The following is a 21,808-nucleotide window of genomic DNA, read 5'->3' as shown; positions in this document are numbered from 1 at the left end:
CCGCTATGAGAAGACCGCCACCGTCTACCTGGCCGGACTCCACATCGCGGGCATCTTCCTCTGGTCCGCCCGCTGATCCAAACGAAACTGCCTAGGGGTCGAGAGACGGGCGGGGCCGCCGCAACAGGCAGTTGTCAGGGGCCTGTGGTGCGCTGATCGGCCCAAGGGGGACGGGCGAATCGCCGCCGCGCATCGCGGAGGAAGCGGAGTGTGACCGCCACGGAGGCAGGGCGCGCCCCGTCGCGGTGGCGTTGCGGCCGGACGGCGCATGGTGACGGGCGGTGGATCTCACGGCCGGCGGAATCGCGGCCGGACCGTTCCTTTCGGGATGCCTGTCCCGGGAGGAACGGCTGTGGCGGGCCTGCCGGTCGGCCGTGTGGGCTCAGCCCCGTTGGGAACAGCAGACCAGGTTCACGGCGCCGGCTCCCCGGCGCAGCGCGATGTCCCGGATTCTCCCCAGGGCCTTGCGATCCACCCTCCAGGGCTGTTCGGCACCGTGAAGTCGAACAAGGGAGGATCCGACCTGCGGTCTACAGCCAGTCCCGCCGCTTGAAGATGAAGTACGGACTCGTGCACACCGCTGCCATCAGCAGAATCGCGGAGGTAGCCGTACGTCCAGTTATGCTCCGGCATCCCGTCGAAGTCATTCCGTAGGTGCTTCCCACCAACGTGGGCGCGAACAGGATGGCCGCCCACGAGGAGAGCTTCTTGAGTTGTCACCCCGAGGCGCCGACCTGCTCCGATTGCTTGAGAAGGCCGCCTGAGCCGCGACTTTGATTCTCGACGGCGCGGGGTAGCTATTGATCCAGTCCATGGGCGGGGGGGGGCGTGCGGCTCCGACAAGCCGTGCCACCACCCCGAGATGATGTTGTCGCCGACCGCGAGATCCGTCACTGCGGTGTGCAGCTTGCTGGCGTGCTGAAGGATGCGGTCACGACTCAGGGAACAGATGGGGCCGATCAAGGCACCGTCGTGGGCGATCCAGTTCCGGGCTTGCCTGGCCTTGTGCAGGGTATCCATGTCCATGGTCCGGCCCATCGCGTGGGCGGCCGCCAGGCTGTGGAGGGTGCCGCCTGCGGCTTATCGGCGTGAGGCGATGGCCTTTTCGAAGGTCCCGGCCGGGTCGGCCCGGTGGGCGGTGATCAGGTTGCCGACGCGGAGCACGTACTGGCACTTGTTCTCGTCAGCGGTCGCGAGGTGTAGCGCCCGGCCCACCGAGAGGAACAGCGCGTCGAGCAGTTCCGGTTCCTGGGGCTTCACGAAGCAGCGGGTGCACCTGGGCGGAGTATGGCTGCTGTCCCACTTATGTTGCGTGATCGCCAGTACTCCACCGGCCAGGAGCGTCACCAGCAGGTGCGTGATCACTGTCCAGCAGGCACGGAAGATGGCCGCGAGAACTGCCATGACGAATGCGGCAGTCAGCAGCACTGACACCCGCACGAGTGTGCAAGACGCGCCGCGTCGATCTGGTCTTGGTCGCCTTGCGCTGGACCCATGCAGGGGCTGTGGTACGCGGCTGAGGTGGGGAGCATGGATTGCGGCTGTGTACTGACGGCGCATCGTCTCCCAGGGCCGTGGCACTCGGGACCGGCGGCTGCGTAAGCGGGTGGCTGCGGAGTTGAGAAGGGGCCAGCCAGGTCGAGTGCCGTGAGCGCGGGACCACTTGGGTGGCGGGTGCCCCCGCGTCGTGAAAGCCGTCTACCACTCGCGGTGGTGTGTCATACCTAAGCAAAACGGACAGGGCAGCTGTGCCGTGCGAGGCGACTGAAGTGGCGGCACCGGTGATCGTCAATTAGATGAAGCGCACTCGTATGGACGTGACCGGAATCACCGGCTCCATACCGGTGTGTTGATGCCCATTTTGGATGATCTTTACATCTTGGGGCCACCTTGCAGTTGGCTACGTCCTGTCAGGATGCCAACGCAGGCAGTGCAGTTACGAAAGCAAGAAGGAAAACCTCAGGTTATGACGATCCACATACCCGCCTCGGATGAGCGCGGGAGACCCTGGACCGGGAGGAGCCTGCGCCATGTCGCAGGCGGTCTGGTCCTGGCCCTGGCCGTTACGCTGATCGACGGCACGAGTGTCGCGATGGCAGCGGAGGCCCGCAAGGCGGCAGCCGCAGAGAAGGCAGCCCGGACCACTGCAGCAGACATCCGCTCGGCCCGTGTGGCGGCTCGACTGTCCGGCAAGTCCGTGGAGGCGCTGTCGGAGCGTACGGAGACGTCAACGACGTGGGCCAACACAGACGGTTCCCTGACCACAGAGGTCTCCGCAGGCCCCATCCGCTTCAAAGACCCTCTGACGGGCATCTGGCGTGACGTCGATGTCGACCTCGCCGCCGCCTCCGACGGCTCGGTATATTCCAAGGCCCACCCGGAAGGGCTGAAGCTCACGGGCAAGGTGGGCAACCGTGCCTCTTCACTGCGGGCCGCGCAGGCTTCGCCGGCGACGGACCTGGTGACCGTCGGGCAGGATGATGAGGCCATCACCTTGCAATGGCGTGGTGGCCTGCCGACGCCGAAGCTGGACGGCACACGGGCGACGTATGAGAACGCCGTTCCGGGGGCGGATGTGGTCGTTGAGGCCACCCGTACGGGTTTCGAGCAGTTCGTCAACGTCAAGGCGAAGCCGGCGGCCGATTTCTCGTACACGCTGCCGCTGAGGACCAAGGGTCTGAAGGTTCAGCAGCAGGCCGACGGCAGTGTGCTCTTCACCGACAAGAAGTCGAAGAAGACCGCGACCATGCCGGCTCCGGTGATGTGGGACGCATCAGTGGATCCGGTCTCCGGTGAGCACACCCGGCGGGCGAAGGTCGCCATGAAGGTCGTCAAGACCAAGGGTGGCGTGGACCTTGTCATCACTCCGGACGCCGGCTTCCTCGCCGATCCGAACACGAAGTACCCCGTCACGGTCGACCCCTCGACCTCCGCGCTCGGCAACCTCTTCGACACGTACGTCCAGCAAGGTGAGACCGTCGACTGGTCGAACGACGTCGAGTTGGACTTCGGCAACCCGGGTACGAAGAACAGCGACGGCACCCCCCGTACCGCACGCTCGTTCATCACCTGGAACACTGCCCCGGTCGCGGACGCCCTGATCTCCAGCGCGAAGCTGTCACTGTGGAACTTCCACTCCGGGAACACCGACTGCACCGCACAGCCGTGGGAGGTGTGGTCCTCCAACGCACCGAGCACCGCGTCGCGTTGGACGAACCAGCCGGCGATGTCCGCCAAGTACGCGACCTCGACCGAGACCAAGGGAAACCCGTCCTGCACCTCGGCCGGAGACGGCTGGATCAACGCAGACGTCACCGACCTGGTCCAGCACTGGTCCAACAATAAGTGGACCAAGTCCAGCATGGGCCTGCGGGCCGCCTCGGAGACTCTGACCTCGCAGTGGAAGCGGGTCAACTCCGCCAACGCGGCAACGAACGTGCCCAAGCTGACGGTCACCTACAATTACCGGCCGAAGACGGGCACCAAGCAGGAGGCAGGTGCCCCGTTCTTCTCCTACGGAGGCGCCTACGTCGTCAACACGATCACGCCGACCCTGCGCGACACGTTCGTCGACGTCAACGGTGACAAGGTGCAGGGCGCGTTCCAGATCTTCGACGATGCGACCAACGCGCAGGTCGGCGATGTCCTGCGGTCGTCGTTCGTGCCCTCCGGGCAGCCCGCGTCGGTGACCGTTCCGGCCGGTGTGCTGACCAACGGCAAGACGTACCGTTTCCGTACCTCACCCTACGACGGCGCGCATTACAACTTGGGTTGGTCGGCAGAGAAGACTTTCACGGTCGACACCGCCGCTCCTTCCGCCCCGACTGCGATCACCTCGACGGACTACCCGTCGACCGCGTGGGTCAAGGGCGCAGGGCAGGCCGGCACTTTCAACGTCACCCCGCCCGCCGCCGACCACAACTGGCTCGAGTGGTCTCTCGACGGCGTGAGGTGGACCAAGGTCGCCACCAACGGCGCCGCCGGCGCCAAGGCCATCTCGGTGATCCCGCCGAAGAACGGCACCCACACCCTGCAGGTGAGGGCAGTCGACAAGGCCGACAACAAGTCAGAGCCTCTGGAGTACGTCTTCCACGCCGGCCCTGGCGGTTTCGTGCAACCCGCTGAGGGTGAGCGCACGGCCCGTCGCCTGCCGCTGGTGGCCGACGCTGACGGCACCAAGTTCGACAAGGTGTCCTTCTCCTGGCGGCGTTCCGAAGCCGACGCGTGGGTGCCGATCCCCGCGGGGCAGGTGATGTCCGACGGCACACCTCTGACCGCGTGGCCCGTCCCGATGGCCAATGGTAAGAATGCGCCCCTGGTCTGGAACACCACCGAGACCGTCAACCCCGACGGCGTGGTGCAGATAAAGGCCGACTTCGCCGGCCCCGGCGGCACCGGCACCACCCAGCCCCTCACCGTCGTGGTCGACCGCAACGCCAGCGGCGCCGCCACCGATGAGATCGGCCCGGGTGAGGTCAACCTCCTCACCGGTGACCACGTCCTCTCAGCATCCGACGCTTCCGCCTTCGGCCTGTCGGTCTCCCGCACGGCGTCCTCCCGTACGCCGGACAAGGGCGCCAAGCAGGAAGGCCAGGCCCCCATCTTCGGCAAGGAGTGGGTGTCGGCCACGGTCGCCGAGGCGAACGAGTCCCCCTACTGGCACCTGCGCAAGGTCTCCGACACGGCTGTCGACGTGGTTGTCGCCGAGGGCGATGCCATCCACTTCACAGCGAACGCGGCGAAGAACGGATGGGTTCCCGAGCCTGGCTCGGAAGACCTGGCGCTGACCGGCAGCGTGAACGGCTCGTTCACGCTGTCCGACACCGAGGGAACGGTCACCGAGTTCACCAAGGCCGACGCAGCCGCCACCACCTGGCAGGTCTCCTCTACACTGCTGGATGGTCTGGCCAACTCCACCACGACGGTGGTTTCCGAGACCGTTACCGTCGACGGCAAGAAGCTGGCCCGCCCCAAGCGGGTCATCGCCCCCACCTCCGCCGCGAACGCCGCCACCTGCACGGCGACGCCCAGCACCAAGGGCTGCCGTTCGCTGGAGTTCGTCTATGCGACAAACACCACCGCCACCGCCACCGCCTTCGGTGACGTCACCGGCCAGGTGAAGGAGATCCGCCTGTGGTCCACCGAACCCGGTGCCGCCACGGCCACCTCCAAGGCCGTGCAGAGCTACGTCTACGACACGGCAGGCCGCCTGCGCCAGACGTGGAACCCGCAGATCAGCCCGGCGCTGAAAACGGAGTACGGCTATGACACGGCAGGCCGTGTCACCAGCCTGACGCCTGCCGGGGAGCTGCCCTGGACGTTCAGCTACGGTCAGGCGGGTGATGCCGCCACCGCCGGAGCGGGCATGCTGCTCAAGACCTCCCGTTCCGGTCTGCAGCAGGGATCGAAGGACGTCGAGTCCGGCTCTGCTTCCACGTCCGTGGTCTACGACGTGCCGCTGACCGGCACCACCGCTCCTTACAGGATGGGTGCGGCGGACGTGAAGGCGTGGGGCCAGCTCGACGCCCCCACGGACGCGACTGCCGTCTTCCCCGCCGACTCGGTTCCCGCGTCGAACGCCGGCAGCGGTCTGACCGCCGCCTCATACACACGCGCCACTGTCACGTACATGGGTGTCTCCGGGCGTTCGGTCAACACGGCCACCCCCGGAGGCCATACCTCCACCACCGAATACGACCGGTTCGGCAACACCGTGCGAGAGCTGACCGCGCGCAACCGGGCCGTGGCACTCGGCAACACCGCGGCCGACAAGGCCGTCCAGGCCGAGCTCGGCATCGGGCAGCTCACCAGCGCCAGCCGCGCCGACCTGCTCGCCACTCGCTCCCTCTACAACGAGACGGGTACTCGAGAGCTGGAAGAGTTCGGCCCGCTGCGCCGCATCGAGCTCACCGCCAACCTCAAGTCCGACGCCACCACGCTGGTATCGGCCGGAACATCGGTGACCGCTCGTTCCTGGACCGTCAAGGAGTATGACGCCGGCCGTCCCACCGACGGCACGGCCAAGGTCAAGGACCAGGTCACGAAGGTCATCACGGGCGCCCAGGTGCGTGAGCACCCCGGCGTCCAGGGTGAAACCCGCACGGTCCAGACCGCGTACGACTGGGCCAAGGGGCTGCCTACCCGGACCGTCAAGGACCCGGGCGGTCTCGCGATCACGGAGACCGCCGAGTACGACGCTCAGGGCCGTGTCGTCAAGCAGCTGCTGCCCGGCGCCACCGGTACGGACGCGGGCACCCGTGTAACCACGTACTGGTCGGCGACGGGCACCGGGGCCTGCCAGGGCCGTCCCGAGTGGGCCGACCTGGTGTGCTCCACCGGCCCGGCCGGTGCGATCACCGGCGGCGGCACCAACCCGTCGCAGCTGCCCAGCAGCACCACCGAGTACGACTGGTGGGGCAACGCGGCGAAGGTCTCTGAGACCGCGAACGGTGTCACCCGCACCACCACGACCACCCACGACAACGCCGGCCGTCCCACCAAGATGGCCATCACCGGCGGCGTAGGCCAAGCGGTCCCCGAGGCAACGACGGAGTACGACCCGGCCACCGGCCGTGCCGTCAAGACGGTCTCGCCGACCGGCGGCACCATCGCCAAGGCGTTCGATAAGCTCGGCCGCCAGACCTCCTACACCGACGCCGACGGCGGCACGACCACGACCGAGTACGACCTGCTCGACCGCCCGGTCAAGACCATCGACAACGCGCCGTCCACCGTCACCTACACCTACGACCACGCGGCCGAGCCGCGCGGCCTTGCCGTAAAGACCACCGACTCCGTCGCCGGTGCCTTCGAGGCCACCTACGACGCCGACGGCTCCATCAACGTGGAGAAGCTGCCCGGCGGCTACACCCTCGTCACCACCGAGGACACTGCCGGCAGCGTCGTACGGCGCACCTACACCCGCGACAGTGACGGCATGCTCGTCTACTCGGACACCGTGAGCGAGTCCGTCCACTCGCAGGTCACCGCGCACGCGAGCTGGTCCGACCAGCAGTACAGCTACGACGCGGCCGGCCGCCTCGTCAGCGTCCAAGACACCGCCGACACCACGTGCACCCGGCGGGCCTACACCTTCGACGCACGTACCAACCGCACGTCGCTGACCTCTGCCCCGGGCACCCCCGGCGCGGACTGCCCGACCACCGGAGGCACCACCACCACCCACACCTACGACAGCGCCGACCGCCTCGTCGACAGCGGTTACGTCTATGACGCGTTCGGGCGCACCACCACGGCCCCCGGCCACGGCACGCTCGGCTACTACGCCAACGACCTGGTGCACCAGCAGACCGCGAACGGCACGCGCCAGACCTGGCAGCTCGACGCCAATCTGCGCCTGCGTGCCTGGAAGACCGAGACCGGATCCGGCACCACTTGGACCCACACCGCCTCCAAGGTCAACCACTACGGTGACGACAGTGACAACCCGCGCTGGATCACCGAGGACACCGCCTCCGGGGCGCTGACCCGTCACGTCGAATCGCCCTCCGGTGACCTGGCGGCGACCACGGGGAAAACCGGCGACACGGTGCTGCAGCTCACCACCGTGCACGGTGACGTCGCCCTCCAGCTCCCGCTCGACGCCAGCAAGAGCCCGGTGGTGCTCGACAGCGACGAGTACGGCAACCCGCGCACGGGTCAGCCGGACACCCGTTACGACTGGCTCGGCGCCAAACAGCGTTCCAGCGAGACCCTCACGGGTCTGACCCTTATGGGTGTCCGGGTCTACAACCCCGCGTCCGGCCGTTTCCTGTCCACCGACCCCGTCTACGGTGGCGGTGACAACCGATACGGATACCCGGGCGACCCCGTCAACGAGTACGACCTCGATGGCAAGTTCTGGGGAATCGTGGCCCGCGGCGTGATCGTCGGCGGCAAGTGGTTGCTGCGGGGCAGCAAGGGCAAGGGCAAGGTCCGCACCCAGAAGAACCGCAAGGAACATCGGAAGGGCAAAAGCAAGTCCAAGAGGGACAAGCATCAAGGCGCTGACAGTCACGGCGGCGGCAGAAAGCGCGCCCACTGGGACTGGAAGCCCTTCAACGGCCGCACGGCCAGGTCCTACCGGATGGCACGGTTCGGATACAGTTGAGCCGGTCCTGACCACCCGCTAACGTAAAGAACAACGCCTGCCCGCCCGGTACTTCACCGGGCGGGCAGGCGCCAATCCGTGTGAGGAACGACATGAGTCTCCAGCGAATCTACGGAGAGATCTCCCTGCGGGCCGGACGCCGAGAAGCCGGAATGCAGCAGCTGAGAAAGGCAGCCGAAAGAGGAGACAGGGAAGCCGCCCTCATACTGAGCGCCGAACTTGTGAAAGCCGACGAGGAGGCCCAAGCCGCTGAGGTCCTGCGGAAGGCCGCCGCGGCAGGAGCCGGCGGAATAGCTCTCGCTCTCGCCGATGTGCTCGCCGAACTGGAGGGTTCCGAGGAAGAGGCCGAGCGGTGGTACCGCATGGCGGTCGAGGAGAACATCGAAGGAGCGCTGAACAACTACGGATGCTTCCTCTCTCTGAACGACAGCCGGATCGAGGAAGCCGAAGCGTTGCTTCTCCGGGCGGTCGAATCCGGTGACGAACTGGCCTGCGGAAACCTCGGTAAGGTCTATCTGGACGAGGGGGAGGACGAGAAGGCTCTGCCGTGGCTCCGGCGCAGCCTCGCGGCCGGGAACGAAGGAATTCTTCCTTACCTCGCTCGCGCGGAGATCGCACTCGGGGAACGCGCCGCAGCATGGGAACACGTGCTGGCGGCCATGGAGAGCGGCGAGCCGGAAGCATTCCTGGCCTGCGCGCTGTACTTGGACAAGTACGGCGACCGGCACCCCGACCGCAGCGTCGAGGACATGTTTACGAAGGCCCTGGACGCGGGCCCGGAAGCCCATTTCCAGTTCGCCGGTTGGTTGAAGGGGAAAGGCAGGTATGAGGAGGCGGAGAAGGAATACCGGGCGGCCATCGAGCAGGGAGAAGTGAACGCCCACCTCAACCTCGCCAACCTCCTCGAGGACCTCGGCAGAACCGAGGAGGCGGAGGCAGAACTGCGGGCCGGCATCGAGGCCGGTGACCCGTGGGCGGCGAGCAGTCTCGCCCACTTCCTGGCCCACCGCGGACATCCCGAGGAGATCCCCGCGCTCATCCGCCAGGCTGAAGAACTCGGCTGCCCGCGTCAGGAGGTCCACGAACTCTGGATCATGTACCGCACCCTCTAGATGCCCCACCTCGGCCGGAGGCCTGGATACCGCTGTCCTGAGCAGGGCCTCTGTGGAGTCAGGGGCGGCGGGCGAGGACGTCATCGATGCGGGAGGCGCCGGCTACCCAGGCCGTGAACCGTCCAGGGGCATAGAGCGCTAGAGCGCCCACTCACGTTCGAGGGCCTGGGTCAAAACCTCGGCGGCATCGACCGCCGCGCCGTTCCCTCGGGGCCACTGCTGCTGCCCCGGCCACCACTCGTCGCAACGACCCATCCGTGCTGGTCTTTCATCTGGGCGGCGAACGCGTCCAGGTCGTGTATCGAGCAGCCGCACCTCAGCAAGACCCGAATGCTGATGTAGGGACTCCGGGGCTTGTCGTTGCCATACGAAGCTTTCCACCGAACGTCGTGGACGTGCTCCTTGAGGCAGGTGGGCTCCTCGTCGTGCTTGATCCCGTGGGCCTTGGCGTACTCGTCCAGGTCGTCGATCACGAACAGGTGGCTCGACTACTCGCCGGGCGAGACGGCGAAGAGGCGCGGCATGCCGGCGAGTGCTCGCTCGTATGGTCGAAGTGAACCTCTGGGTATTTTCGCGTCTGTAAAGACGATCACAGTGTCAGGTCCGCTGTCTACAGCCAGTCCCGCTTCTTGAAAATCACGTACAGGCTCGTGCACACCACCGCCATCAGCAGGATCGCGAACGGATAGCCGTACACCCAGTGCAGCTCCGGCATGTGGTCGAAGTTCATGCCGTAGATCGTTCCCACCAGTGTGGGTGCGAAGAGAATGGCCGCCCACGACGAGATCTTCTTGATCTCCTCGTTCTGCGCGAAGCCCGCCTCCGCCAGCGCCCGCATCTCGGCGTTCTGCTGCTGGGTCACCAGGGTCGCGTTGACCGTGAGGATCTCCGTGAGAGCCTGGCGGAAACCGTCCACCCGCTCGCTGGTGTGGGTGACGTGGTCGGCGACGTCCCGCAGGTAGCGCTGGAGTTCCTCGTCCGTGCCGTATTTGGTGAAGCCCGCCATGAGGTTGTGCAGTATGCCGACCAGAGGGCGGGTGGCGCGCTGGAACTCCACCATCTCGCGGGAGAGTTCGTAGATGCGGCGGGAGACCGCCGGGTCGCCCCGGAAGACCTCGGTCTCGATCTCGTCGATGTCGTTCTGCACGCCCGCCACCACCGGTGCGTACCCGTCGACCACCGCGTCGAGGATGGCGTACAGCACCGCTTCCGGTCCCAGTGCCAGCAGTGCCGGGTTGCCCTCCATGCGGCGGCGGACGGCGGAGAGGTCCGGTGCCGCGCTGTGGCGGACCGTGATGAGGAAGTCCGCGCCGACGAAGACGTGCAGCTCGCCGAACTCGACCTCCTCCAGGGCGTCGAGGTACCGGGCGGCGCGCAGGACGACGAAGAGGGTGTCGCCGTACCGTTCCAGCTTGGGGCGCTGGTGGGCCTCCAGGGCGTCCTCGACCGCGAGCTCATGCAGGTCGAACTCGGCGGCGAGCGACAGCAGTTCCCCCTCGGACGGGCGGTGCAGGCCGATCCAGGCCATGCCGCCCGGTTCGTCGCGCAGCCGGCGGTAGGTCTCGGCGAGGGTGCCGGGGGAGGCGACCTTGTGCCCGTCCAGGTACACGGAGGCCTGGACGACGCTGCCCTGCGCCCTCGGAGCGGAGGGGGACGCCGCGGCCGAAGCGGCCTCGGCGGCGGCTTCGGCGGCTTCGGCGGCGCGCCGCCGCCGGCCGTGCTTCCGCGAGGGCAGGGTCATCGGCTCTCACCTCCTGTGCCGTACGCGGGCCGATATCTGGGTGCAGGATATACATACCGGTTTGCCCCGGTACGGTGACCGGGTCGAGATCGCGGACCGTACCTGTCCTCAAGGCCCGATAGCGTGCCCGCATGGCCGCCACGACGAGACACCCGGTCCTCTCCGCCCGCGCGCTGGGCCGCGCCACGCTGGAACGCCAGCTCCTGCTGCGTCGAACCCCCATGTCCGCGAAACACGCCGTCGCGCACCTCGTCGGGCTCCAGGCGCAGAACCCCAAACCGCCCTACTACGCGCTGGCCGCCCGGCTCGACGGCTTCCGGCCCGGGGAACTGTCCGGGCTCATGGAGTCCCGGGAAGTGGCCCGGATCGTCACCATCCGCTCCACCATCCACACCCACACCGCAGCCGATGTGCTGGGGCTGCGCCCGCTGGTCCAGCGGGCGCGCGACCGGGAGGTCGGGCAGTTCCGCAAGGGGCTCGTGGGAGTGGACCTGGAGCGGCTGGCCGCGCTCAGCCGCGAGCTGGTCGAGGAGCGGCCCCGTACCCCCAAGGAGATCCGTACGGCCCTGCTGGCGCACTGGCCGGACGCCGACCCGCTCGCCCTGAGCGTCGCCGCCCGCTGCCTGCTGCCGCTGGTGCAGGTCACCCCGCGCGGGCTGTGGGGACGCGGTGGTCAGGTCGCGCTCACCACGGCCGAGGCGTGGCTGGGAACGGAGGAGCGGCCGGCGTACACCCTGGAGGACACCGTCAGGCGCTACCTCGGCGCCTTCGGCCCGGCGTCCGTCAAGGACATGCAGACCTGGTCGGGGCTGACGCGGTTGCGTGACACCTTCGACCGGCTCCGGCCGGAGCTGGTGACCTTCCAGGACGAGCACGGTGCGGAGCTCTTCGACCTGCCCGACGCGCCCCGGCCCGACCCGGAGGTTCCGGCGCCGCCGCGCTTCCTGCCCGAGTTCGACAACCTGTTGCTGTCGCACGCCGACCGCACCAGGGTCGTACCGAAGGAGTACAAGGACCGCACCTGGCAGGGCAACCAGGCCCACCCCACCTTCCTCGTCGACGGTTTGGTGGCCGGGGTCTGGCGGCTGGAGGAGGACAAGGCGGGGGAGGGGGCGGTCGTCTCCGTGCGGCCCTTCGGCAGGCTGACGCGCCGGCAGCGCGACGAGGTGGCCGAGGAGGCCGGACGGACGCTCAGGATCATGACCGGCGCACCCGCCCGCGACGTGCGGTTCGTGGACTGAGCCGGCACGGGCGCCAAGAGGCGGCCGGCTGCCGCCGGCCGCTCACGGCAGCAGGCCCGCTCGCCGCGCCGCCACCACCGCCTCCAGCCGGGTGTGCGCCCCCAGCTTCCGCATCGCCGAGCGCAGGTAGCCCTTCACCGTCTCCGGCCGGAGCCCCAGCCGCCGTGCCACCGCCGCGTTCGTCGCCCCCGCCGCCACCGCGGCCAGCACGTCCAGCTCGCGCGGCGCCAGCCGTGCGCCCGGCACCACTTCCGGCCCCGCCCCCGGGAGCGGGGCCGTCGCCAGCCGCCCGCACACCGCCAGCAGCTCCGCGCGCAGCGCCGGGTCGGCGATGCGGGGAGCCAGCGCCCGCAGTTCACCATGGGCCGTGCGGACGGTCTCCCAGGCGGCGCCCCCCGTCACCGGCTCATGGGCCTCCGCGAGCACCCGCCGCGCCTCCTCCCGCGCCACCAGGGCCTGTTCCACGTCCCGCGCCGCCGCCACCGCGGCGTCCAGCACCCGGTCGCCCAGCGGGACCGGCACCCGCAGCGCGCCGTACAGCACCGCCCGCACCCGCCGGTGCACCACCACGGGCACCGCCACCACCGAGCGCAGCCCCTCCGCCGCGACCGCCGCGTCGTACTCGTGGCTGATGTGCCGGGCCGAGGGGTAGTCGGTCACCGCGCACGGCCGCGCCAGCGCGATGGACCTGCCACCCAGCCCGTGGCCCGGGCTGACGGCCAAGCCCCGCAGCACCTCCGAGCGGGTGCCGGTCAGCTCGGCGATGCGCATCCGGCGCGGATCGTCCAGCAGTCCGCCGAAGGCGGCGTGCAGCCCCGTGGCGCGGCGCAGCCGCAGCAGCGCCGCCCGCAGCTCCGCCGTCTCCGTACCCCCGACCGTCCGGGACCGCTCCGGCACGTGGCACCGCTCCTTCACCCCCGTCCGGGGGTAGTGAGATCCAGGTCACCGATTACACGATGCCGGGGACGGGTCCCGCAACGAGGAGGACACATGTCGGACAGCGGCGCGACGGAGAGGTTCCGGGCGGCCCGTGACTTCCTGCTGGCACACCGGGAGGACTACGGCACGGCGTACGAGGGGTTCGCCTGGCCCCGGTTCGACCGTTTCAACTGGGCGCTGCACTGGTTCGACGTCATCGCGGCGGACAACGACCGCACCGCGCTGCACATCGTGGAGGAGGACGGCGGGGAGACCCGGTTGTCCTTCGCCGAGATGGCCGACCGCTCCAACCGGGTGGCCAACTGGCTGCGCGCCCGGGGGGTACGGGCCGGGGACCGGATCGTGGTGATGCTCGGCAACCAGGCGGAGCTGTGGGAGACCGCGCTCGCCGCGATGAAGCTGCGTGCCGTCGTCATCCCCGCCACCCCGCTGCTGGGCCCGGCCGACCTGCGCGACCGGGTGGAGCGGGGCCGGGCCCGCCATGTGATCGCGCGCACCGCCGACACCGCCAAGTTCGACGCCGTGCCGGGCGACTACACCCGGATCGCGGTCGGGGGCCCGGGGCCCGGGGCGTGGCTCGCGTACGAGGACGCCTACCGCGAGCCGGCCGGCTTCACGCCCGACGGCGTCACCCGCGCGGACGATCCGCTGATGCTCTACTTCACCTCCGGCACCACCGCCCGGCCCAAACTCGTCGAGCACACCCACGTCTCCTACCCCGTCGGCCACCTGGCGACGATGTACTGGATCGGTCTGCGGCCGGGGGACGTCCACCTCAACATCTCCTCACCCGGATGGGCCAAGCACGCCTGGTCCAACCTCTTCGCCCCCTGGAACGCCGAGGCGACCGTCTTCATCCACAACTACACCCGCTTCGACGCCGCCCGGCTGATGGCCGAGATGGACCGGCACCGGGTCACTGCTTTCTGCGCCCCGCCCACGGTGTGGCGGATGCTGATCCAGGCCGATCTCAGCGCGCTGCGGAGGCCACCGAGGGAGGTCGTCGCGGCCGGGGAGCCGCTGAACCCGGAGGTCATCGAGACGGTACGGCGCCAGTGGGGGGTGACCGTCCGGGACGGCTTCGGGCAGACCGAGACGGCCGTGCAGGTCTCCAACAGCCCCGGCCAGTTGCTGAAGGCCGGGTCCATGGGGCGCCCCAGTCCCGGGTTCCGGGTCGAGCTGCTCGACCCGGTGACCGGTGAGCCGGTGACCGGTGAGCCGGGGGCGGCCGAGGGGGAGATCGCGCTGGACCTGTCGGCCGGCCCGGTGGGCGTGATGGCCGGGTACCACGGGGATCCGCGCCGTACGGCCGAGGCCATGGCGGGCGGGTACTACCGCACCGGCGACATCGGTTCGCGCGACGCCGACGGCTACCTCACCTATGTGGGCCGGCGCGACGACGTGTTCAAGTCGTCCGACTACAAGATCTCGCCGTTCGAGCTGGAGAGCGCGCTGCTGGAGCACGAGGCGGTCGCCGAGGCGGCCGTCGTGCCGGCGCCCGACCCGCTGCGGCTGGCGGTGCCCAAGGCGTACATCGTGCTCGCCGACGGCTGGGAGCCCGGTCCCGGCACCGCCAGGGCGCTGTTCGCGCACTCGCGGGCGGTCCTCGCGCCGTACAAGCGCGTCCGCCGGATCGAGTTCGCCGAACTGCCCAAGACCGTGTCGGGCAAGATCCGCCGCATCGAACTGCGGGAGCGCACGGCGGCCGGCTCGGCGGCCGAGTACGACGAGGGGGACCTGCGATGAGCCCGTCGGCGGACCCTTCCGCACCGGGGCAGCCCGCGCCCCCGCCCCCGGCCGCGGCGTACGCCCCGCCCACTGCCCCGTCCTCCCTCTCGTACGCCCACGGCACCGGTAGCACCCCGCTGCTCGGCGACACCGTCGGCGCGAACCTGGCCCGGACGGTGGCCAGGTGGCCGCGGCGTGAGGCGCTCGTCGACGTGGCGTCCGGGCGGCGCTGGACGTACGCGGCGTTCGACGCCGAGGTCACCAGGCTGGCGCGCGGGCTGCTCGGCAGCGGGGTCGCCAGGGGCGACCGGGTGGGGATCTGGGCCGTCAACTGCCCGGAGTGGGTGTTCGTGCAGTACGCCACCGCCCGCGTCGGGGCCGTACTGGTGAACATCAATCCGGCGTACCGGGCGCACGAGCTCCAGTACGTACTGAACCAGGCGGGCGTCTCGGTGCTGTTCGCGTCGCTGGCCCACAGAACGAGCGACTACCGGGCGATGGTGGAGCGGGCCCGACCGCACTGCCCGTCGCTGCGGGCCGTCCACTACATCGGTGACGATTCCTGGAACGGTCTGCCGGAGGCGACCGACGAGCGACTGGCGGCGCGTGAGGCCGGGCTGTCGTGCGACGACCCGGTCGACATCCAGTACACCTCGGGCACCACCGGCTTCCCCAAGGGAGCCACCCTCTCCCACCACAACATCCTCAACAACGGGTATTTCGTGGGGGAGACACTCGGCTACACCGAGCGGGACCGGATCTGCCTGCCCGTGCCGTTCTACCACTGCTTCGGCATGGTGATGGGCAATCTCGCCGCCACCTCCCACGGCGCCTGCGTGGTGATCCCGGCCCCGTCCTTCGACCCCGCCGCCACCCTGCGGGCGGTGGAGCGGGAACGGTGCACCGCCCTGTACGGCGTGCCGACGATGTTCATCGCCGAGCTGAACCTCCCCGACTTCGGCTCGTACGACCTCTCCTCGCTGCGCACCGGGATCATGGCCGGATCGCCCTGCCCGGTGGAGGTGATGAAGCGGGTCGTCACCGAGATGCACATGGCGGAGGTGTCGATCTGTTACGGCATGACGGAGACCTCCCCGGTGTCCACGCAGACCCGCCGCGACGACGACCTGGAGCGCCGCACGGGCACGGTCGGGCGGGCCCTGCCCCATGTCGAGGTCAAGGTGATCGACCCGGTGACCGGGGTGACCGTGCCGCGCGGCGAGCCGGGCGAGCTGTGCACCCGCGGATACGGGGTGATGCTCGGCTACTGGGAGGAACCCGAACGGACCGCCGAGGCCATCGACGCGGGGCGCTGGATGCACACGGGTGACCTGGCCGTGCTCAGGGAGGACGGTTACGTCCGGATCGTGGGCCGCATCAAGGACATGATCATCCGGGGAGGCGAGAACATCTACCCCCGGGAGATCGAGGAGTTCCTGTACGCCCACCCCAAGATCGCCGACGTGCAGGTGGTGGGCGTCCCGGACGAGCGGTACGGCGAGGAGGTCCTCGCCTGTGTGATCCCGCGCGACCCGGCGGACCCGCCGACCCTGGACGAACTCACCGCCTTCTGCCGGGAACGGCTGGCGCACTACAAGGTCCCGCGCAGGCTGGAGATCCTGGACGCCTTCCCGATGACGGTCAGCGGCAAGGTCCGGAAGGTGGAGCTGCGCGGCCGGTACGGGGGGTGATGACCCGGCGGGGCCCCGCGTCCGGGTGTGCCGCCCGCGCCGGGGTGTGCGCCGCCCGCGCGCGTGCCCCCGGCCGGGTGCGCCGCCTTCGCCGGGGGGTTCCGGCCGTGCCCGGCCGCTTCGCTCAGGCGCCGCGTGCCAGCAGTTCGTCGGCGGGCCCGTTGACGGGCTGCGGGGCGCCGGTGAGGTCCATGACGAACAACGGCAGTCGTACCCCGTCGGCGCGGGCGCGGGCCCGGTCCTCGTAACCGGCCAGGGAGAAGAAGACGCTCACCGTCGAGGTGGCCAGGCCGTTGAGCCAGAGGCATTCGACCGCCCGCAGTGACGCGGGCCGGGTCGTGGGGTCGACCTGGGCCACCAGACCCGCCCCGCGCAGGTCGATGCCGTAGGCGGAGCGCTCCTCGGGCTGGACGATGTCGCGGAACCCGAGCCAGCGCAGGTAGAGCGCGGCGGCGGTGACCGCGTCACGGGCGGTGCGGATGGTGACGGGCCGGAACGCCGGGCGGGGAGCCGGGGCGGTGCGCGGCAGGGGGATGTGTGAGGGCGCGGGCACCGTCGTGACCCCGGACGGGGCGGTGGGGGCCGCCCCGGACTCGGGCGGGGGCGACGGGGGGCCGGAGGCGGACGCGGACCCGGGGGAGGAGGCGGGCCCGTCGGGTGGCGCGGCGGCCGTGACCGGGCGGACCGGGACGCGCAGCACCGTGCCGCACGGGCAGCCCAACTCGGGCTGCGGCCACTGGTCCTGACGGCCGCAGGCCGCGCAGCGGACCGTCACCCACTCATCGGTCCAGGTGCGGTGGACGATCGGTTCGGCGAGGGCGCCCGTGACCAGTGGGGGCACGACGGGCGCGCCGCAGGCGCACGGGTAGACGGGCGGCGCGTAGACGTGCGCCCGGCGGCAGGCCGGGCAGCGCACCGGCACGTTCTCTCTCACGACGACCCCCTTCGCTGGACCCATGGTCCACCAGATGGGTGCGGTTGGGGAGGGAGTTCCGACATCCCTTGACGGCTTCTGCCGGGCAGCTTAGATTACTTCCATATAGCAGAACTAAACTTCCGCATTACGGAATCGACGCTCTCAGGTGGCGCGACAGAGCCCGAATCCGCCAGGCCGAAGCAGGAGCAGTCCCATGCCTCGTATGACCGCCGCCCGAGCGGCTGTGGAGATCCTCAAGCGCGAAGGCGTCACCACCGCGTTCGGTGTGCCGGGTGCGGCGATCAACCCCTTCTACAAGGCCCTCCAGGCCGCCGGAGGGGTCAAGCACACGCTGGCCCGCCACGTCGAGGGCGCCTCGCACATGGCCGAGGGCTACACCCGCGCCAACCCGGGGAACATCGGTGTCTGCATCGGTACGTCGGGTCCGGCCGGCACCGACATGATCACCGGCCTGTACTCCGCGATCGGTGACTCCATCCCGATCCTGTGCGTCACCGGCCAGGCGCCGACCTCGGTGATCCACAAGGAGGACTTCCAGGCCGTCGACATCGCGTCGATCGCCAAGCCGGTCACCAAGGCCGCGACGACCGTCCTGGAGGCCGCGCAGGTCCCCGGCGTCTTCCAGCAGGCGTTCCACCTGATGCGCTCGGGCCGTCCCGGCCCGGTCCTCATCGACCTGCCGATCGACGTCCAGCTCACCGAGATCGAGTTCGACCCCGACACCTATGAGCCGCTGCCCGTCTACAAGCCGGCCGCGACCCGCGCGCAGATCGAGAAGGCGATCTCCTTCCTCCTGGAGTCCGAGCGTCCACTGATCGTCGCGGGCGGCGGCATCATCAACGCCGACGCCTCCGACCTGCTGGTCGAGTTCGCCGAACTCACCGGCACGCCGGTGATCCCCACCCTCATGGGCTGGGGCACCATCCCCGACGACCACGAGCTCAACGCCGGCATGGTGGGCCTGCAGACCTCGCACCGCTACGGCAACGCGACGTTCCTGGAGTCGGACTTCGTCCTCGGCATCGGCAACCGCTGGGCCAACCGCCACACCGGCTACAAGCTCGACGTCTACACCAAGGGCCGCACCTTCGTCCACGTCGACATCGAGCCCACCCAGATCGGCAAGATCTTCGCCCCGGACTACGGCATCGCCTCCGACGCCAAGGCCGCGCTGGAGCTCTTCGTGGAGGTCGCCCGGGAACTGAAGGCCGCCGGAAAGCTGCCCGACCGCTCCGAGTGGATCGCCGCCACGCTGGAGCGCAAGGCCACCCTGCACCGCCGCACGCACTTCGACAACGTGCCGATGAAGCCCCAGCGGGTCTACGAGGAGATGAACCGGGCCTTCGGACCGGAGACCCGCTATGTCACCACCATCGGCCTCTCCCAGATCGCCGGCGCGCAGATGCTGCACGTCTACAAGCCGCGCCACTGGATCAACTGCGGCCAGGCGGGCCCGCTCGGCTGGACCATCCCGGCCGCGCTCGGCGTCGCCACCGCCGACCCGGACGCGCAGGTCGTGGCGCTGTCCGGGGACTACGACTTCCAGTTCATGATCGAGGAACTGGCCGTCGGCGCCCAGCACCGCATCCCGTACGTCCACGTCCTCGTCAACAACTCCTACCTGGGCCTGATCCGCCAGGCGCAGCTCGGCCTGGACATCAACTTCCAGGTCAACCTGGAGTTCGAGAACATCAACGCGCCCGAACTCGGCGTCTACGGCGTCGACCACGTCAAGGTCGCCGAGGGGCTCGGCTGCAAGGCGATCCGGGTCACCGAGCCGGACCAACTGCTGCCCGCCTTCGAGGAGGCCAAGAAGCTGGCCGCCGAGTACCGGGTGCCGGTCGTCGTGGAGGCCATCCTGGAGCGCGTCACCAACATCTCGATGAGCACCACCGCGGACATCAGCGACATCAAGGAGTGGGAGGAACTGGCCACCGAGCCGGGCCACGCCCCCACCGCGATCCGCCCGCTGGTCTGACGGACCGCCGCACGGACCCGCTCCGGCCCCTGCCTCCCGAACACCCGGGGGCAGGGGCCGGCCGCTGTCTCAGACCGCCCAGCGCAGCGCCCGCAGGACCCGCCAGTCGACCTTGGCGGCCTGGTCCGCCCTTATCTCCACCCGCAGTTGCTCATTGTTCTCCAGACGCCCGTTGCGGGTGACGGAGACGTGCAGCACTCCGTCGGCGGCGACCGTGCCGCAGTCGATGGGCAGGTCGAGGGACGGCCGTTTGGTGGAGAGCGGCAGGTCCTGGAAACGCATGGTGACCCGCGTCCCGGCCGGGCCCTTGACGGTGGCGTACGCGGTCAGCGAGTACGCGCAGGGGCCCTGCAGGATGACGGCGTCCTTGGCCATGGCCAGCAGCTTCCACTTGCCGGCTTCCAGGGCGGGGCCGCCCGCCACGGTCTCGTTGATGACGGTGGGCATCGGATCCTCCTGTGCGGGGGGCGGGAGCTGACCGGTCGCCCGGGCGACGATCCCGGGGAAGACGACGTTCCTGAACTGGCGGACGCGCGCGTCGCCCGGGCAGGCCGTGCCCGACACCGCCCAGGCGGAGTGCAGGCGGTGGTAGCCGTAGCCCGGGTCGGACGCGGTACGGCACACCCGCAGCGGGATGCCGTGCCGCTGGTGCAGCCACACGCCGAGCCGGATCAGCCGGTCGACCTGGGCGTCGGTCCACGCGTCGGTGTGCTGGAGATTCGACGCCGTCTCGATGGACACCGCCCCGGTGCCGTCCGGGCGCCGGTTCGCCGCGTAGTTGGCGTCCGCCCGGGTCTCGGTGCCGATGTACTGCGCGAGATCACCGGCGTACCCGAGCCCGAAGTGGGACTCGAGTGAGTTGGTCTTCCAGTACTCGTAGATCCTCTGCGCATTCCATGGCGCGGCAAGGCTGTGCAGGATGAACTGCGTGGGTCTGATAGCGGGTTGCTGATCGCTCTCAGGCTGCAGCTCCAGTTTTCTCGCGAACGGGCACCAAGCCATCAGGGTGCCTCCTTTGACTCGGGAACGTCCTTCCGGGGGACCTCGCCATGAACGAGCTCACGTGCGGTCTTGAGGGGTGCGGCCGCCCTGTACGGGTGCTCCCTCGGGGGTGGTGCGCCATGCGCTGCCGGCGGTGGCAGCGCCACGGGGACACAGGCCCCGGGACCGCGCACCGCGTGCACGGCGGCACGGCGATGGAGGCCCGCCGATGCGAATTCCCCGGGCGCACGCGGAAGTACCTCAGCAACGGGCTGTGTGCGAGTCACAACCGGCAGCGCGACGCGGGGCGGGAACTGACTGCGCTGTCGGACCGGCGGCCTGCCAGGCCGCACGGCCGGAACCCGCGGGGCGAGAAGCAATGTCACACCTGCCTCCGTCGGCTCCGCCCGGAGGTGTTCAACCGGAACGCCAGGGCCAAGGACGGCTTGCAGGGGAGTCGCCGGGGCTGCGCACGGCACGCGCAGCGCGGGGCGTTGTTCGGGCTGCCTCCTGGCCGCCACGCGGAGATGCCGGCGAGCAAGGCAGGCACGTGCGCCACCTGCGGGCGGCCGGACAGGAACGGGCGCGCTCTGTCCGTCGACCACGATCACGGCTGCTGCCCGGATGGTGCTGGGACTTGCGGGAGGGAAATGCGTCCGCGGCCTGGTGTGCCGTGCGTGCGACCACGGACTCGGGAAGGCCCCTGACAGCCCGGAACTCCCGCGCGCCGCAGCGCTGTACCTGGAAGGGCGCGCTTCCCGGTAGCCGTGCGAGGCACCCTCCTCGCTGCCGCGCCAGTACTCGTCCATCCGCCGCGCGGTCCACGGCGCGGCGATGCTGTGCGTGATGGACCGGGTGGGGCGGATGGCCGCCTGGGCGTCCGACTCGGGCTGTAACTCCATGCGCGTCGCAGCGGGATACCACGCCATGAACCCCCCTCTCAAGGAGCTCCCCTCGGTCTTACGTTCGGTAGTGATATACCCACAGTGTGTAGCCGTTTACTCATATGGCGGCACCCCGGGGTATCCCGGGAATCGGGGGTACCCGCTCCACATGGCTGAGGTTGTGGACGCGGACGAACTGCTCAGGCGGATCAGGGTGGCCCGGGACTGGGCGGCGGACGAGGAACAGCGCTGCGCGGACCGGGCCCGGGCGGGCGCGGACGGCGCCCCGGACGGCGCCCCGTCGTCCGACGAGGTGTCGGCGGCGGCGTACCGGGCGGTGCGCGTGGTGCTCGACAAGCTGATCGACCCCAGTGGGCACAGCGGCGGGACATGACGGCGCGCGCCCCACGGGCGCGGAGCCCGGCGCCGGACCGGGCCGGCGGCCGTGCCGACGCGGGGCCTCCCG

Annotated in this window: 14 protein-coding genes and 1 pseudogene; 8 read left to right on the top strand and 7 right to left on the bottom strand. The window is 69.7% G+C overall.

Annotated elements, in window-relative coordinates; translation table 11 throughout:
• Nucleotides 1–530: 530 nt before the first annotated feature.
• Nucleotides 531–716, bottom strand: a pseudogene (locus tag AB0H53_RS07600) (CorA family divalent cation transporter); the annotation flags it as partial.
• 364 nt (nucleotides 717–1,080) lie between these two features.
• Nucleotides 1,081–1,560 (bottom strand): DUF6234 family protein, encoded by a 480-nt coding sequence (locus AB0H53_RS07595; RefSeq protein ID WP_362108545.1) that lies wholly within the window; start codon nucleotides 1,558–1,560, stop codon nucleotides 1,081–1,083.
• 532 nt (nucleotides 1,561–2,092) lie between these two features.
• Between AB0H53_RS07595 and AB0H53_RS07590 the strand changes: the two genes are divergently transcribed.
• Both AB0H53_RS07590 and AB0H53_RS07585 read left to right on the top strand, forming a co-directional pair.
• The gene (locus AB0H53_RS07590; protein ID WP_362108575.1) at nucleotides 2,093–8,110 is read left to right on the top strand and encodes a DNRLRE domain-containing protein; all 6,018 of its coding nucleotides are present in this window, start codon (nucleotides 2,093–2,095) and stop codon (nucleotides 8,108–8,110) included.
• Nucleotides 8,111–8,262: 152 nt separating this feature from the next.
• The gene (locus tag AB0H53_RS07585) at nucleotides 8,263–9,222 is read left to right on the top strand and encodes a tetratricopeptide repeat protein (RefSeq protein ID WP_362108543.1); all 960 of its coding nucleotides are present in this window, start codon (nucleotides 8,263–8,265) and stop codon (nucleotides 9,220–9,222) included.
• 170 nt (nucleotides 9,223–9,392) lie between these two features.
• Here AB0H53_RS07585 and AB0H53_RS07580 read toward each other — a convergent pair whose 3' ends face one another.
• Together AB0H53_RS07580 and AB0H53_RS07575 are read right to left on the bottom strand one after the other, a co-directional pair.
• Nucleotides 9,393–9,695, bottom strand: a complete 303-nt coding sequence (locus AB0H53_RS07580; protein WP_362108541.1) for a hypothetical protein — start codon at nucleotides 9,693–9,695, stop codon at nucleotides 9,393–9,395.
• A gap of 137 nt (nucleotides 9,696–9,832) precedes the next feature.
• On the bottom strand, nucleotides 9,833–10,963 hold the full coding sequence (locus AB0H53_RS07575) for a magnesium and cobalt transport protein CorA (RefSeq protein ID WP_362108539.1): 1,131 nt from the start codon (nucleotides 10,961–10,963) through the stop codon (nucleotides 9,833–9,835).
• Nucleotides 10,964–11,094: 131 nt separating this feature from the next.
• Here AB0H53_RS07575 and AB0H53_RS07570 point away from each other — a divergent pair, with 131 nt between their 5' ends.
• Nucleotides 11,095–12,204 (top strand): winged helix DNA-binding domain-containing protein, encoded by a 1,110-nt coding sequence (locus tag AB0H53_RS07570; RefSeq protein WP_362108537.1) that lies wholly within the window; start codon nucleotides 11,095–11,097, stop codon nucleotides 12,202–12,204.
• A gap of 42 nt (nucleotides 12,205–12,246) precedes the next feature.
• Here the strand turns inward: AB0H53_RS07570 and AB0H53_RS07565 are convergent, their stop codons facing one another.
• Nucleotides 12,247–13,101 (bottom strand): helix-turn-helix transcriptional regulator, encoded by an 855-nt coding sequence (locus tag AB0H53_RS07565; protein WP_362108535.1) that lies wholly within the window; start codon nucleotides 13,099–13,101, stop codon nucleotides 12,247–12,249.
• A 93-nt stretch (nucleotides 13,102–13,194) separates the two neighbouring features.
• Here AB0H53_RS07565 and AB0H53_RS07560 point away from each other — a divergent pair, with 93 nt between their 5' ends.
• Together AB0H53_RS07560 and AB0H53_RS07555 are read left to right on the top strand one after the other, a co-directional pair.
• Complete coding sequence (locus tag AB0H53_RS07560; RefSeq protein ID WP_362108533.1) at nucleotides 13,195–14,889, top strand: AMP-binding protein; 1,695 nt, start codon at nucleotides 13,195–13,197, stop codon at nucleotides 14,887–14,889.
• Entirely contained in the window at nucleotides 14,886–16,562 is a 1,677-nt protein-coding gene (locus tag AB0H53_RS07555) for an AMP-binding protein (RefSeq protein ID WP_362108531.1), read from the top strand. Before AB0H53_RS07560 ends, AB0H53_RS07555 begins: the two co-directional genes overlap by 4 nt.
• Nucleotides 16,563–16,686: 124 nt before the next feature.
• On the opposite strand, the gene AB0H53_RS07550 is transcribed toward AB0H53_RS07555, so the two are convergent.
• Nucleotides 16,687–17,496, bottom strand: coding sequence for a hypothetical protein (locus tag AB0H53_RS07550; protein ID WP_362108529.1), 810 nt, complete (start codon nucleotides 17,494–17,496; stop codon nucleotides 16,687–16,689).
• 196 nt (nucleotides 17,497–17,692) lie between these two features.
• Between AB0H53_RS07550 and gcl the strand changes: the two genes are divergently transcribed.
• Complete coding sequence (gene gcl / locus AB0H53_RS07545) at nucleotides 17,693–19,477, top strand: glyoxylate carboligase (RefSeq protein WP_362108528.1); 1,785 nt, start codon at nucleotides 17,693–17,695, stop codon at nucleotides 19,475–19,477.
• Nucleotides 19,478–19,546: 69 nt separating this feature from the next.
• Here gcl and AB0H53_RS07540 read toward each other — a convergent pair whose 3' ends face one another.
• The gene (locus AB0H53_RS07540) at nucleotides 19,547–20,479 is read right to left on the bottom strand and encodes an N-acetylmuramoyl-L-alanine amidase (RefSeq protein ID WP_362108526.1); all 933 of its coding nucleotides are present in this window, start codon (nucleotides 20,477–20,479) and stop codon (nucleotides 19,547–19,549) included.
• 47 nt (nucleotides 20,480–20,526) lie between these two features.
• Here AB0H53_RS07540 and AB0H53_RS07535 point away from each other — a divergent pair, with 47 nt between their 5' ends.
• Nucleotides 20,527–21,165 (top strand): endonuclease domain-containing protein, encoded by a 639-nt coding sequence (locus AB0H53_RS07535; RefSeq protein ID WP_362108524.1) that lies wholly within the window; start codon nucleotides 20,527–20,529, stop codon nucleotides 21,163–21,165.
• A 346-nt stretch (nucleotides 21,166–21,511) separates the two neighbouring features.
• Complete coding sequence (locus AB0H53_RS07530; RefSeq protein WP_362108522.1) at nucleotides 21,512–21,736, top strand: hypothetical protein; 225 nt, start codon at nucleotides 21,512–21,514, stop codon at nucleotides 21,734–21,736.
• Nucleotides 21,737–21,808: the final 72 nt, after the last annotated feature.

This window comes from Streptomyces sp. NPDC050856 (genome assembly GCF_040653855.1).
GTDB lineage: Bacteria > Actinomycetota > Actinomycetes > Streptomycetales > Streptomycetaceae > Streptomyces.
The sequence above is the reverse complement of the archived record's forward strand: the minus strand, read 5'-3'. Positions and strand labels throughout refer to the sequence as shown.